At 59.2% G+C, this 13,667-nt stretch carries 10 protein-coding genes and 1 tRNA gene; 9 read left to right on the forward strand and 2 right to left on the reverse strand.

Annotated elements, in window-relative coordinates; translation table 11 throughout:
- Positions 1 to 14: 14 nt before the first annotated feature.
- The 5 genes from cutA (at position 15) to ACLEXF_RS20890 (ending at position 5,067) form a co-directional block, all read left to right on the forward strand.
- A complete protein-coding gene (cutA, locus tag ACLEXF_RS20870; protein WP_004206404.1) occupies positions 15 to 338 on the forward strand; it encodes a divalent cation tolerance protein CutA in 324 nt (107 codons plus the stop codon).
- Positions 314 to 2,110, forward strand: coding sequence for a protein-disulfide reductase DsbD (locus tag ACLEXF_RS20875; RefSeq protein WP_004206403.1), 1,797 nt, complete (start codon positions 314 to 316; stop codon positions 2,108 to 2,110). Before cutA ends, ACLEXF_RS20875 begins: the two co-directional genes overlap by 25 nt.
- 35 nt (positions 2,111 to 2,145) lie before the next feature.
- Positions 2,146 to 2,721 (forward strand): transcriptional regulator, encoded by a 576-nt coding sequence (locus ACLEXF_RS20880; RefSeq protein ID WP_032426201.1) that lies wholly within the window; start codon positions 2,146 to 2,148, stop codon positions 2,719 to 2,721.
- A 67-nt stretch (positions 2,722 to 2,788) separates the two neighbouring features.
- On the forward strand, positions 2,789 to 4,876 hold the full coding sequence (locus ACLEXF_RS20885) for a DUF1176 domain-containing protein (protein ID WP_407259962.1): 2,088 nt from the start codon (positions 2,789 to 2,791) through the stop codon (positions 4,874 to 4,876).
- Between the two features lie 115 nt (positions 4,877 to 4,991).
- Positions 4,992 to 5,067 (forward strand) — tRNA-Phe (locus ACLEXF_RS20890).
- Positions 5,068 to 5,604: 537 nt separating this feature from the next.
- Here ACLEXF_RS20890 and ACLEXF_RS20895 read toward each other — a convergent pair.
- Positions 5,605 to 5,961 (reverse strand): PerC family transcriptional regulator, encoded by a 357-nt coding sequence (locus ACLEXF_RS20895; protein ID WP_305961458.1) that lies wholly within the window; start codon positions 5,959 to 5,961, stop codon positions 5,605 to 5,607.
- A gap of 245 nt (positions 5,962 to 6,206) precedes the next feature.
- The gene (locus ACLEXF_RS20900; RefSeq protein WP_004206400.1) at positions 6,207 to 6,773 is read right to left on the reverse strand and encodes a helix-turn-helix transcriptional regulator; all 567 of its coding nucleotides are present in this window, start codon (positions 6,771 to 6,773) and stop codon (positions 6,207 to 6,209) included.
- Positions 6,774 to 7,406: 633 nt separating this feature from the next.
- On the opposite strand from ACLEXF_RS20900, the gene pgaA reads away from it, so the two are divergent.
- The 4 genes from pgaA to pgaD are packed head-to-tail and all read left to right on the forward strand — an operon-like array spanning position 7,407 to position 13,648.
- Positions 7,407 to 9,854, forward strand: coding sequence for a poly-beta-1,6 N-acetyl-D-glucosamine export porin PgaA (gene pgaA, locus ACLEXF_RS20905; RefSeq protein ID WP_162994605.1), 2,448 nt, complete (start codon positions 7,407 to 7,409; stop codon positions 9,852 to 9,854).
- Positions 9,855 to 9,862: 8 nt separating this feature from the next.
- Complete coding sequence (gene pgaB, locus ACLEXF_RS20910; protein WP_339110403.1) at positions 9,863 to 11,878, forward strand: poly-beta-1,6-N-acetyl-D-glucosamine N-deacetylase PgaB; 2,016 nt, start codon at positions 9,863 to 9,865, stop codon at positions 11,876 to 11,878.
- Positions 11,871 to 13,202, forward strand: a complete 1,332-nt coding sequence (pgaC, locus tag ACLEXF_RS20915; RefSeq protein WP_017900080.1) for a poly-beta-1,6-N-acetyl-D-glucosamine synthase — start codon at positions 11,871 to 11,873, stop codon at positions 13,200 to 13,202. The genes pgaB and pgaC overlap by 8 nt, the downstream gene beginning before the upstream one ends.
- On the forward strand, positions 13,199 to 13,648 hold the full coding sequence (gene pgaD / locus ACLEXF_RS20920) for a poly-beta-1,6-N-acetyl-D-glucosamine biosynthesis protein PgaD (protein WP_032456868.1): 450 nt from the start codon (positions 13,199 to 13,201) through the stop codon (positions 13,646 to 13,648). The genes pgaC and pgaD overlap by 4 nt, the downstream gene beginning before the upstream one ends.
- Positions 13,649 to 13,667 lie beyond the last annotated feature (19 nt).

The following is a 13,667-nucleotide window of genomic DNA, read 5'->3' on the forward strand; positions in this document are numbered from 1 at the left end:
ATACGAGGTTCATGATGACTACGCCTGATGCTGTTGTTGTGCTCTGTACCGCGCCGGATGAAGCAACCGCCCAGGATCTGGCGGCGAAAGCGCTGGCGGAAAAGCTGGCCGCCTGCGCCACGCTCCTGCCGGGGGCCACCTCGCTCTATTACTGGGAAGGGAAGCTGGAGCAGGAGTATGAAGTTCAGATGCTGCTCAAAACCGATCTTGCCCATCAGCAGGCGCTGCTGGACTGCCTGAAGTCTCACCACCCGTATCAAACCCCTGAACTGCTGGTTCTGCCCGTCACGTATGGAGACAACGATTACCTCTCATGGCTTACCGCATCATTACGCTGATCCTGCTGCTGTGCAGCGCGTCAGCCACCGCCGGGTTATTCGACGCACCGGGGCGCTCGAACTTCGTGCCTGCTGACCAGGCCTTCGCCTTTGACTTTCAGCAGCAACAGCATGACCTCAACCTGAGCTGGCAAATCAAGGATGGTTATTATCTTTATCGTCAACAGTTTACCTTCCGCGCCGCCGGGGCGACTCTCGACGAACCGGCACTGCCGGCGGGCGAGTGGCACGAGGATGAGTTTTACGGCAAAAGCGAGATCTTTCGCCAGCGCCTGACCGTTCCGGTCACGGTGAAGCAGGCGGACAAAGACGCCACTCTCACCGTCACCTGGCAGGGCTGCGCCGATGCCGGATTCTGTTATCCGCCGGAGACCAAAGTGATCCCGCTGAGCGCCGTGCTGGCGGCTTCGGCAGATGGCCAGGCGTCCACCATTGACCCTGCGCCGCCGACGAGCAGTCGTCCGGTGTTCAACCCGCCGCTGCCGGTTGAGCCGCGTCCGTCCCCGGAGATCGCCACTTCACCTGCGCCTGCCTCTGCGCCGCCAGCTGACGCCCCCGCCCGCCTGCCTTTCACCGCCCTGTGGGCGCTGCTGATAGGCATTGGTATCGCCTTCACCCCCTGCGTGCTGCCGATGTACCCGCTGATTTCCGGCATCGTGCTGGGCGGCAAACAGCGGCTTTCCACCGCGCGCGCCCTGCTGCTGGCCTTTATTTATGTCCAGGGGATGGCCTTAACCTACACCGCGCTGGGGCTGGTGGTGGCCGCCGCCGGGCTGCAGTTCCAGGCGGCCCTGCAGCACCCGTATGTGCTGGTGGGTCTGTCGGCGGTGTTTATACTGTTGGCCCTCTCCATGTTCGGCCTGTTTACGCTGCAGCTGCCCTCCTCGCTGCAGACGCGGCTGGCGCTGCTCAGCAATAAACGCCAGGGCGGATCGCCCGGCGGAGTCTTTGCGATGGGCGCTATTGCCGGGCTGATCTGCTCCCCCTGCACCACCGCGCCGCTGAGCGCCATCCTGTTATATATCGCCCAGAGCGGTAATCTGTGGCTGGGCGGCGGCACGTTGTACCTCTACGCGCTGGGCATGGGCCTGCCGTTGATCCTCGTCACCGTGTTTGGCAACCGTCTGCTGCCGAAGAGCGGGCCATGGATGGGCCATGTGAAGACCGCCTTCGGGTTCGTGATCCTGGCTCTGCCCGTTTTCCTGCTGGAGCGCATACTCGGCGACCAGTGGGGATTACGTCTGTGGTCAATGCTCGGTATCGCCTTCTTCAGCTGGGCGTTTATCACCTCGCTGGGCGCCACCCGGCCGTGGATGCGGCTGGTGCAAATCATTCTTCTTGCCGCCGCGCTGGTCAGCGCCCGTCCCCTGCAGGACTGGGCGTTTGGCGCCCCGGCGCTCGAGCAGCAGGCGCACCTGGCCTTCACCCGCGTCAGCTCGGTGGCCGAGCTTGACCGGGCGCTGGCGCAGGCAAAAGGTCAGCCGGTGATGCTCGATCTCTACGCCGACTGGTGCGTGGCCTGCAAAGAGTTTGAAAAATACACCTTTAGCTCACCTGACGTGCAGCAGGCGCTGAAAGGCGTCGTGTTATTACAGGTTGATGTGACGAAGAACAGTCCGCAAGACGCCGCGCTGCTGAAGCGCCTGCAGGTGCTCGGTCTGCCGACGATCCTGTTCTTCAACGCGCAGGGTCAGGAACAGCCCGACCGGCGAGTCACCGGCTTTATGGATGCTGCGGCATTCAGCGCCCATTTGCGCGATTGGCAAGCGTGAGCGACACTTTAGGAGGAAAGATGGAGGAGAACACCGTGCTGCGTGAAGACGTCCTGGCAGAAGCCATTAAAATTCTTGAAATTGAAGGTATCGCCAACACGTCGCTGGAGATGGTCGCTGAGCGCGTGTCCTGTCCGACGAGCGACCTGAAACGCTTCTGGCCCGATCGTGAAGCGCTGCTGTATGACGCGCTTCGCTATCTGAGCCAACAGGTGGATGCCTGGCGCCGTCAGCTGCTGCTGGACGACACCTTAAGCGCAGAGCAAAAGCTGCTGGCACGCTATAGCGCGCTCACCACCTGCGTCAGCAATCAGCGTTACCCCGGCTGTTTGTTTATCGCCGCCTGCACCTTCTATCCGGATGCCCAACACCCGATTCACCAGCTGGCGGAACAGCAGAAGCAGGCTTCGCTGGCCTATACTCATGAGCTGCTGACTCAGCTGGAGGTGGATGACCCGGAAATGGTCGCTAAACAGATGGAGCTGATCGTCGAGGGCTGCCTGAGCCGTCTGCTGATCAAGCGTAGCCAGACGGATGTGGATACGGCCCGGCGGCTGGCAGAAGATATTCTGCGCTTCGCCCAGTGTCGTATGGGCGGCGCCTTAACCTGATTCTGATATCCTAACCGCCACGTCGCGCCTATAATTTCCCCCTCACTGATTGCTGACAGGGATTGATATGCGCGCGTTCTTCTGGGCTGCCTGGCTGGGGCTGTGCTCCACACCTCTGCTGGCGGCTCCCCTGCAAGGTTTTTCCTTTACGCAAAAAGACTGGGAGCTCGCCTGCGATAACACTGGCACCTGCCGGGCGGCGGGTTACGGCGTCCGCATGGGCGAGGTCAGCGTGCTGTTGACCCGCAACGCCGGCAGCGAACAGCGCCTCGCCGCCACGGCCACCTTTGCGCAAATCGAGCACGATATCCCCGCCGACTCCACCGCCAGCCTGCTGATCGACGACCGGGATCTTGGCGCGCTGGACGCCCAGGACGACAGCCACTTCCGTCTGGACAGCGATCAGACTGCCGCCCTGCTACAGGCCCTGGCGAATCAGCGCAAAATCGAATTCACCCTGAACGGCCAGCACCTGCCGCTTTCCAGCGCCGGCAGCCGCGAGGTGCTGGGTAAAATGGATGCGTTTCAGCGACGCACTGGCACCGCCGACGCGCTGCTGGATAAAGGCGATGCGGGCGACGACGCCATTTTGCCCGCCGCCCCCGCCCCGGAAATCATCGCCGCACCGGTGATCCACAACGCGCAGCCTGTACCGCTAAGCATGCTCCAGCGCCAGAAGCTGTTGCCCTCCCTGACGCCGCTGCTGAATCAGCGCTGTGAAGACTGGCAGAACCCGGCCATTCCGGCGGCAGAGCGCCAGATTACCCTCACCGCGCTGGATAAAACCCATTCGCTGGCGCAGGCGCTCTGCTGGCGAGCGCCCTATAACGATGGCTATGCCCTGTGGCTGGTCGATAACGCCCAGTTGAGCAAACCGCGGCTGCTCACTACCGAGGCCTCCAGCTACGCCAACGGCACGCTGGTCTTCCTGCATAAAGAGCGGGGCATGGCCGACTGCGTAACCGGCGAGACGCGGGTCTGGGAGGGTAAGACCTTCGTTCCCAGCCTGAAGTACAGCACCGGTATGTGCCGGGAAATCACCCCGGGCGGTACCTGGATGCTGCCGACCTTTGTCAGCCAGGTGATCCCGAAGCAGCAGAAAGAGGCGGATAACCTGGCCCTGCGAACGCTGTATAACGCGGTGCTGAAGGCGCAAAAAAGCGATCCCGAACTGGCGCTGAACCGGGTCGCCGAGCAGTTTCCGTTAACCGGCCATATTACCGACTTCACCCTCACTTACGCCGATGACAGCCTGGTGACGACCAGCAAACCGTCCCCGGATATCAGCGATGACGAGTGGCAGGCGTTTCTGCGCTCAGCAATTAGCGCAGATTCAGAAAACGGCAAAGTCAGCTTTACGCTTATCGACCTCGACGGCGACGGCAAACGCGATCTGATCATCGACAGCTACGTGGGCGGCACCGGGCTCTTCAGCTACACCGGGGTGCTCCGGCGCGGCGAGGATGATTTTGCCGCCGTCGACGGTAGCGACAGTGATAATGGCGACGATTTCGATGCCGGGGTGCCCGGCGCCCTCTTTTCCATTAATGGCCGCGGGGCTAACCAGTGGAACCACTGGGTCAAAATCAACGGCCAGGTGTATGCCCTGTGGTACAACGGCCAGTTTGGCGAAGATAATCTCTACCTGCTGCGCCCGTTCAGCACCGCCAGCCAGACGCCCGCGGTGACGGTTCGCTATCGCTATACGCTGAACAGCATCCGCTCCCCGGAGAAAGACCAACCGCTGACCCCCAGCCTGAGCGACGGCGATAAAGCGGATCTGCTGCGCTCGCTGGAGGTTATGCAGGGCAACCTGCTGAAAGATAAGCCCGCCAGCGACAACGATGCACCGATCTGCCCCATTCCGCCCGGCACCTCCGCCGACGAGGCGGACAACTACTACAGCGGCGTTGCCGTCAACTATATCTATGAGACGGTGGCCTATATTCCGGTGTGGCTGAACGGAAAATGTTATATCGGCACCATTTTCAGCCATCATGGCGCCTATCGTCACGGCGTGGATGCGGAAATCACGCTGAGCTCGCCGCGGGAAGATGAAGAGGTGATTGGTGATTACCTGATTTCCGGGTTGCGTCACGTTATCTCCGTCACCAGCGGCTGGAAAAGCCGTCAAGGTGATAACGGCATGCAGTGATATTGAGTCAAAATGCGCCTTTGAGCGCGGAATTGCCGCAAAGATAAGCAATCGACAAGTAATTTAAGAAATTTGGTTGACGGGGTGGGCGGATTACGGTTTAATGCGCCCCGTTGCCCGGATAGCTCAGTCGGTAGAGCAGGGGATTGAAAATCCCCGTGTCCTTGGTTCGATTCCGAGTCCGGGCACCACTTATTCAGAGAACCCAGCCTATGGCTGGGTTTTTGCTTTTCTGCAGCCGGACTCTCCATCGAACTCCACTCTATGATCCCTGCCAAGCGGCGCTGCGCTTGCGCGGGCCTACGCTGTTTGAGCCTGCGGGAGGACCCGTAGGCCGGATAAGGCATTTATGCCGCCATCCGGCATAACCGCGGGTACGGAGTCTGATGCATATCGCCCGGCGGCGCTGCGCTTGCGCGGGCCTACGCTGTTTGAGCCTGCGGGAGGACCCGTAGGCCGGATAAGGCATTTATGCCGCCATCCGGCATAACCGCGGGTACGGCGTCTGATGTATATCGCCAGGCGGCGCTGCGCTTGCGTGGGCCTACGCTGTTTGAGCCTGCGGGAGGACCCGTAGGCCGGATAAGGCATTTATGCCGCCATCCGGCACAACCGCGGGTACGGCGTCTGATGCATATCGCCAGGCGGCGCTGCGCTTGCGTGGGCCTACGGACAATGAAACGCCTGCGCAAACGCAGGCCGTCAGGCAAACGCAATAAAGAAAGGTATTATTCGGCGGCGGTTTTCCCTTTGCCGGGTAGTCTGAACGCTTCGCCATAAGGCTTAGCAATGCCCATGCGATATTGCGTCTCTTTAGCCGCCTGGTGGAGATCGGCAAACTCCTCTTTCGGCGCCGGCGGACGTTGCGCCTTTTTCAGACACTGATTGCGATGGTGACGGATCCACTCTCGGTCCTCATCGTCCAGACAACGCTGCATCACCTCAATCCATCTGGATGCCGCCCGACGGTAGAGCCCGCAGGCTTCTAACCGCTCCGCAATACTGTCCCTTATTCTCATCCACCTCGCTCCTCTGATGCTTTCACGATATCTCATGGTATTCCGACACGTGAGCCGGAATACCATGGTAAAGTTAATTTATGACAAAACTATTCCTCTGCGGCGCAAGGAATATATTCATTATAATAATCGCTGTGCATAGCAAACCGCCATGGCGGTAATTACTTCCAAAGAGCTCCGGAATTATATGCCGGGCGCCACCCTGGATACCGACCGGTATCGACGGTTGTACCTATCAATATCTATTTAATTTATTACATTTCCATCATTACATACCTTGCGATATCACCCATTTCCTGTACAACCAGCCCTCATGGCGATCGACCGGACTGGTCCAGCAGTTTATTTTTGAAGATAAATAAGCAGGCTTCATTAAAATTATCTAACCCCAGTCGTTCATAAAGTGCGGTCCGCTTGCGGTAAAGGCTTTTTAGCGAAGTATTAAGATTCAACGCCACCTCCTCCATTGTCATCCCCGCCCCAAGAAAACGCAGCATCAGCTGCTCTGTCATACTTAAGCGCAGATTGTCGAACCACTCTTTGGTCAGCCGATTACTCTTCATCTCCAGGAAAAGCCCAAATAAGGTCGCCATATCGGCGGGTGATAATGACATGTTTAAAAACGATTTCAGGCTGAGTAAATGCTCTTCCCGATGGCGCATATCGAGGACAATACAGCATATTCGCTTTCTGGATTGTGCCGCCTCCATCACCAGATAATCATAATGACAAAGCGGCGAACGGCTATCAACCAGCAGAGAGAGTTCATCAACCTCATTATCTAAAATCGCTTTTCCGCTAGAATCTAACTGAATGATATCAGGGAAGAAATTCTTAACACCTTGAAAAAGATAGTGATCCTGGGTAACTAATATCATTGAATTTGCCACAAGTCGTCCCTTTAACATTTAATCAACAAATTCTCGTCAACCAGACATTATCCTTGCCCCTGAGGATCGCTCCGCATGGCGGTAAAAATAACGAGATCTGTGATTTATCATTAGCGCGGCATCTGAATCTGGCTGTGAAAAACCTCCCAGGGTTCGGACAGAAAATAAACGGATTAATTATAAATAAAAAAATCCCACAGAAAAGATGCTTTTTTTGCTATTAAGAATTTTTGTCAGAAATCATCTTAAATATCTATATAAAATCTTTCCCCTCACAGCAATATAAGCCACCAGGAAAATTTGAAACAAAATTCCAGCCAGCTTCATTTTTTATTTATTTCAGTAAGTTAAAGACATTGACTTCAACATGGCGATTCGAATTAAACCATTTTTACAGATTTATCTTAAAACTCAGCTCGTCATTTAACCATATTTATCCGCCGCGGTATCGGGTATAAATTATCCATTCAATTATCCACAGGAGATAGGTTTATTAGTTTGCAATAAGTCATTCACCCGCAGTGCCAGTCAGCTAAATGGGACCATCCTCATCCTTTAACTCACCGTCAAAGGACGGTCGTGTTGTGCAATGGATTCTTGATGAACATATGGCAAATAGAAATGGAAAGATCACCTTATTCAAATACGTTATTGTTTAATCGCAACACGAAACTCTCGCTATCAATCGGCGTGCTTTTGCTCTTCCCGACGCTGGTTCAGGGAGCGGACTCGCTCTATGACCAGCAGATCCTGCAAGCGCGTCAGGGCCAGTACGCCCCCTTTCTCTCATATCTTCAGCAGTACCAGCTACGGCATGCGTTAACCCCTTCTCAGGTAGCCGACTGGCTGCAGGTAGCCCTCTGGGCCGGCCAGGACGATGAGGTCGTGAAAATCTGGCGACGCTATCAGGTCTATATGCCGCTTCCCGCACGGGGCACCGCCGCCGCCGCGCAGGCTTTGCGCAACCAGAAACAGTGGCAAGCCTCGCTCCTCCTCTGGCAGCAGGCTCTCAGCCAGTCCCCTGACAGTGACGACTATCGTATCGGCTATATCAAGACGCTGGCCGATGCCCGCAAGGACGGCGAGGCGCTCAGCGAAGCGCGTCGCCTGGTGGCGGAGCAGGCGAGCGTGGCTCACCTGCAGACCCTCTCTTATGTCTACCTGCGGCTTGGCAAAAGCTGGGACCAGCTGCTGGTGGACACGCAGATCCTCGATCGCGAACCGCAGAACAAAGCCGCGCTGGCCAGCCTGATGGCGACCCTGACCCGCAACCGGATCGACTCACCCGCCTTCGGCCTCGCGAATAGCGTCGAACTGACGCCCGCGGAAAAGCGCAACCTGCAGCTGAACGCCGCCGCCGAGCTGGTGCGCCTTGCCGATACGCCTTCCCGTGAAGAAAATGCGCGTTACGCGCTGGCCCGCACGGCACTGGCGCAATACGACGCGATGATCGCCGCCTGGCGTCCCGATCCGCAGGCCGCCCCGGACATCACCCGGGCGCGCATTGACCGTCTGGGCGCGCTGTACGCCAACGCAGACTACGCGCAGATCATCCGCGAATACCAAAGCCTGCTCGCGCAGCAGCAGGTGGTTCCCGACTGGGCCATCGGCTGGGTCATCTCCTCTTATATCGCCCTTAAGCAGATTGAGCCTGCGTTGACGCTCATTCATCAGCATCCCTCGTGGTTGACGAGCCAACAGAATGAAGAACATGAGCTTTTCTACGCCCTGCTGGACACAGGTCAGTATCCGGCAGCGCAACGGTATGTCGCCCGCCTCACCCGGAATGCGCCCTACATCCGTCATCTCTACGGCTCGCCGACGCCCCAGCCGAACGACGACTGGCTCACCGCGCAGACGCTTAACGTGCACTATCTTTCCGCCACCAACGCCCTGCCGCAGGCCGAAGCCCGTATGCAGCGCCTGGCGGCGACGGCCCCCGGCAACCAGGGGCTGCAGATCGACTATGCCGCCGTGCTGCAGGACAGAGGGCTGCCGCGGGCTGCCGAACGCCAGTTGAAAGCGGCGGAAACCCTGGAGCCCGCCAGCCTGCAGCTGGAGCGCCAGCAGGCCTGGGTCGCTCTCGATCTGCAGGAGTGGCGGCAGATGGATCTGCTGACCGACGACGTTATCGCCCGCTCGCCACGGGATCTGAATACCCAACGCCTGGCCAAAGCCCGCGAAATCCATCATTTCTCCGAGCTGCGCCTGAGCGTCGGCAAAGGGCTGCATTCCGACAACCCGGTGAGCGGTACCCACGACCTCAGTTTTGAGACGGCGATCTACAGCCCGCCGATAGCCGACAGCTGGCGGTTGTTTGGCGGCCACCGCTTTGCCAAAGGCAATTTTGAAGAGGGGAAAGGCAGCCGTCGCCAGCTGTTCGCCGGTATTGAATGGCGCCCGCGCGACGCCTGGGGAGAACTTGAACTCTCCAGCGTCAATTTTCACGGCGAGAATAAGCCCGGCGTCCGCCTTTCCGCCGCGCACGACGTTAACGATGGCTGGCAGCTGGGCGGCGAGCTGGAACGGATTTCGCAGCAGACGCCGCTGCGCGCGTTACGCAACGGCGTCAGCGCCAACCGCGGCGAAGGCTGGCTGCGCTGGTATCAAAACGAGCGCCGGGAGTACCGCGTCAGCGTGGCCGCCAGCCGGTTTACCGACCACAACCGTCGTCAGGAGTACACCCTCTCCGGTAAAGAGCGCCTCTGGCAGACGCCGTGGTTAACGCTGGATCTGCAGCCCGGTCTGGCGGCCAGCGCCAATAGCCGCACTGACACCGCGTATTACAGTCCGGCGCGCGACCTCGCAGCCACCGCGGCGCTGGCCGTCGATCACACGCTTTACCAGCGGTATGACACCGTCTGGAGCCAGCAGCTGCTCGCCGGCGGCGGCAGCTACTGGCAAAAAAATCACGCCGCCGGGGCGATTACGGTGCTGGGTTACGGGCAGCGCCTGCGCTGGAACAACGTCGTCGACACCGGGGTGATGCTGAACTGGGATAAGCGGCCCTACGACGGCAAACGTGAAAACAACCTCGCCATCACTCTTGATGCAAACATACGGTTTTAAGGATGACCATGCTGAACACGACCCTGCGCAACGGCCTGATGCTTCTCGGCTGGCTGTGCCTTATCTTCAGCGTGCGTGCTGAGGAGGTCCCCTTCCTCGCCCCGCAGCAACGACCCCAGCTGGAGGCCAATAAACCCTGGCCGGCGGATCGCTTTCTGGTGCTGGCCTATCATGACGTCGAAGACGACGCCGCCGACCAGCGTTATCTTTCGGTGCGGACCAGCGCGCTTAATGAGCAGATCGCCTGGCTGCTGCATCACGGCTACCATGCCGTGAGCGTTCAGGACATTCTGGACGCCCATCATGGCCTTAAGTCGCTTCCGCCTAAAGCTTTTCTTCTCAGCTTCGACGATGGCTATAGCAGTTTTTATACCCGCGTCTGGCCGCTGCTTAAAGCCTGGAACGTTCCGGCGCTGTGGGCGCCGGTGGGCAGCTGGGTGGACACCCCCGCCAACCAGCCCGTTAATTTTGGTGGCCTGATGACGCCGCGCGATCGCTTCGCCACCTGGGAGATGGTGCGCGAGCTCAGCCGCTCGCCGCTGGTGGAGATCGGCGCGCACACCTGGGCCTCGCATTACGGCCTGCCGGCCAATCCCCAAGGCAGCCGCGAGCCCGCCGCCGCCAACCGAGGCTGGGATAAAACCACCGGCCGCTATGAAAGCGACGCGCAGTTTACCCGGCGAATGACCGATGACGTGCAGAAAGTAACGGCGAAAATCCACGACGTCGCCGGGAAAGCGCCGCGCGCCTGGGTGTGGCCCTACGGCGCCGCCAGCGGCAGCACCCTGGCCATCGCCAAACAGCAGGGGTATCAGCTGGCGTTTACGCTGAACGACGGCCTGGGCAACGTGAAGGATCTGGACAATATTCCGCGCATGCTGATCGCCGGTAACCCGTCGATCAAGGCCTTTGCCAACGCCGTAACCCAGATCCAGGAAGCCGATCCTGTTCGGGTGATGCATGTCGATCTGGACTATGTCTATGACCCCAATCCCGTCCAGCAGGCAAAGAATATCGATAAGCTGATACAGCGCGTCTATGACATGAAAATCAGCCACGTCTTTCTGCAGGCCTTCTCCGACCCGCAGGGCGACGGCACGATCAAGTCGCTCTATTTCCCCAACCGCTGGCTGCCGATGCGCGCCGACCTGTTTAACTTCGTCTCCTGGCAGCTGCAGACCCGCGGCGGGGTGAAGGTTTATGCCTGGATGCCGGTGCTGGCCTTCGATCTCTCGTCCGATCTGCCGCGCGTTCAGCGCTGGGATCCGCAAACCGGGAAGGCGTTGCTTGCCCGTCAGCCCTATGTTCGCCTGTCGCCCTGGGATCCGCGGGTTCGCCAGCAGATCATCGACATCTATGAGGATCTGGCCCGACACGCCAGCTTCAGCGGGATTCTGTTCCACGACGACGCCGTGCTGACCGATTTTGAAGACGTGAGCCCGGAGGCGGTCGCCGCCTGGCGGCAGAGTGGCCTGGCGCACGATGCCGGCCCGGTGCCCCAGCGTCCGCAGGAGCGTGAAGCATGGATGCGTTTCAAAAGCCAAACCCTGACCCGCTTCACTCTGCAGCTGCGCCAGGCGGTGCAGGCCATCCGCGGCCCGCAGGTAAAAACGGCGCGTAATCTCTTCGCCCTGCCGATCCTGGAGCCGCAGAGCGAAGCCTGGTTTGCGCAAAATCTTGATGACTTCGTTGCCGCCTATGACTGGACGGTCCCCATGGCGATGCCGCTGATGGAGTCCGTGCCGATTGACACCAGCCAGGCCTGGCTGACGCGGCTGGTGCAGGCCGTCGCCCGCCACCCGGGCGCGCTGAAGAAAACCATCTTTGAACTGCAGGCCAAAGACTGGAACCGACGCCAGCACAACGCCATTCCCGACCAACAGCTGGCGGACTGGATGCGTTTGCTGCGGCTAAACGGCGTCAAAAACTACGGCTACTACCCAGACGATTTCATTAACAATCAGCCTGATATCTCCCGTATCAGACCGCAATTCTCTTCCTGGTGGTACCCTGACCATGACTGATCGCATTATCGCATTGTGCATTTTATGCCTCGTATTCGGGCTGCCGTTAGGCGTCGCAGCGGTATTTACCGGCGAGCTTATCCTCGACTTTGTCTTTTTCTGGCCGCTGTTTATGTCGGTGCTATGGATCACCGGGGGTCTGTACTTCTGGTTTCAGCTGGAGCGCCACTGGCCGTGGGGCGAGGATACCCCGCCGCCGACGCTGCCGGGCAATCCGCTGATCTCGATACTGATCCCCTGCTTTAACGAGGAGAAAAACGCCCGGGAGACCATCAGCGCGGCGCTGGCCCAGCGTTACGCCAATCTCGAAGTGATCGCGATTAACGACGGCTCTTCCGACAACACCGCCCAGGTGCTGCAGCAGCTGGCGCAGGAGGAGCCGAGGCTGCGAGTGATCCACCTGGCCGCCAATCAGGGAAAAGCGGTGGCGCTCAAAGCGGGCGCTGCCGCCGCCCGCGGCGATTTGCTGGTCTGCATCGATGGCGACGCCCTGCTGGACCGGGATACCGCGGCCTGGCTGGTCGCCCCGCTGATCCACTACCCGCACGTCGGGGCGGTCACCGGCAACCCGCGGATCCGCACCCGATCCACGCTGATCGGCCGCATTCAGGTCGGGGAGTTCTCGTCGATCATTGGGCTTATCAAGCGGACGCAGCGGATCTATGGCCGGGTCTTTACCGTCTCTGGCGTGATCGCCGCCTTCCGGCGCCAGGCGCTGGCGGACGTCGGCTACTGGAGCCCGGATATGATCACTGAAGATATTGATATCAGCTGGAAGCTTCAGCTCCGCCACTGGGACATCTTTTTCGAGCCGCGGGCACTGTGCTGGATCCTGATGCCAGAGACCCTCAAAGGGTTATGGAAGCAGCGTCTACGCTGGGCCCAGGGCGGGGCCGAAGTCTTTCTGGTCAACCTGCGCCGTCTGTTTCACTGGCAGCATCATCGGATGTGGCCGCTGTTTCTGGAGTATGCCTGCTCCACGCTGTGGGCCTTTGCCTACGCGGTCACCATCCTGCTGTTTATCCTCAGCCGCCTGATGCCATTGCCGGACAACCTGACCGTGCACAGTCTGTTTCCGCCTGAGTTCACCGGCATGCTGCTCGGCCTGATGTGCCTGCTGCAGTTCGTCGCCAGCCTGTATATCGAACGGCGCTATGAGAAAAAGGTGGCCAAATCCCTGTTCTGGGTGATCTGGTTCCCGATGGTTTACTGGATGATCGGCCTGCTGACCACGCTGGTCGCTTTTCCGAAAGTGATGTTGAAACGTCAACGTTCCCGCGCGCGCTGGGTGAGCCCGGACCGGGGAAAAGGAAGCCTGCGATGAATGAAAATACGCTCATCTTAACCGAACACCGCGTGCTGCCCCGGCTGGTGGACGCCGGCTTAACGCTGCTGGCCTGGCTCGGTTTTCTGTTCTTTCTTTACGCCAATTTGCTGATGCAGTTCATCGCGCCGCCCTCCCCGCGCTGGTCGTCGCTGATGGACTCCCTGAATACGGCGCTGGTGTATTTATTGCTTGCCGCGCTGAATGGCTGGCTGTTGATCCTCTGGTATCACTATAACCGACGCCGCGCCCACACCCGGCGTCACACCGCGGTGCTTACTCTGCGGGATGAGGAGCTGGCCAGCAGCTTTAACGTCGCCCCGCAGATCATCTCCGAGATGAGTCGCTATAATTTGCTGACCGTTTACCACGATCACATTGGCCAGATTATTGATTTAAAAAGCCACGCGCTGCCGCCGCCGAACGAGGAAAGGGATCATGAATGATAGCAGAGCCGCCCTCGGC

Origin of the sequence: Klebsiella pneumoniae complex sp. WS1778 (genome assembly GCF_049472055.1) — a bacterium.
GTDB classification, from domain to species: domain Bacteria; phylum Pseudomonadota; class Gammaproteobacteria; order Enterobacterales; family Enterobacteriaceae; genus Klebsiella; species Klebsiella quasipneumoniae.

What these genes read in the sequence shown, in the direction of transcription:
- pgaA (WP_162994605.1), top strand. Translation starts at nt 7,407, where the DNA reads ATGGAAAGATCACCTTATTCAAATACGTTATTGTTTAATCGCAACACG.
- ACLEXF_RS20895 (WP_305961458.1), bottom strand. Translation starts at nt 5,961, where the DNA reads ATGGTATTCCGGCTCACGTGTCGGAATACCATGAGATATCGTGAAAGC.
- ACLEXF_RS20885 (WP_407259962.1), top strand. Translation starts at nt 2,789, where the DNA reads ATGCGCGCGTTCTTCTGGGCTGCCTGGCTGGGGCTGTGCTCCACACCT.
- cutA (WP_004206404.1), top strand. Translation starts at nt 15, where the DNA reads ATGACTACGCCTGATGCTGTTGTTGTGCTCTGTACCGCGCCGGATGAA.
- pgaB (WP_339110403.1), top strand. Translation starts at nt 9,863, where the DNA reads ATGCTGAACACGACCCTGCGCAACGGCCTGATGCTTCTCGGCTGGCTG.
- pgaC (WP_017900080.1), top strand. Translation starts at nt 11,871, where the DNA reads ATGACTGATCGCATTATCGCATTGTGCATTTTATGCCTCGTATTCGGG.
- ACLEXF_RS20875 (WP_004206403.1), top strand. Translation starts at nt 314, where the DNA reads ATGGCTTACCGCATCATTACGCTGATCCTGCTGCTGTGCAGCGCGTCA.
- ACLEXF_RS20900 (WP_004206400.1), bottom strand. Translation starts at nt 6,773, where the DNA reads ATGATATTAGTTACCCAGGATCACTATCTTTTTCAAGGTGTTAAGAAT.
- pgaD (WP_032456868.1), top strand. Translation starts at nt 13,199, where the DNA reads ATGAATGAAAATACGCTCATCTTAACCGAACACCGCGTGCTGCCCCGG.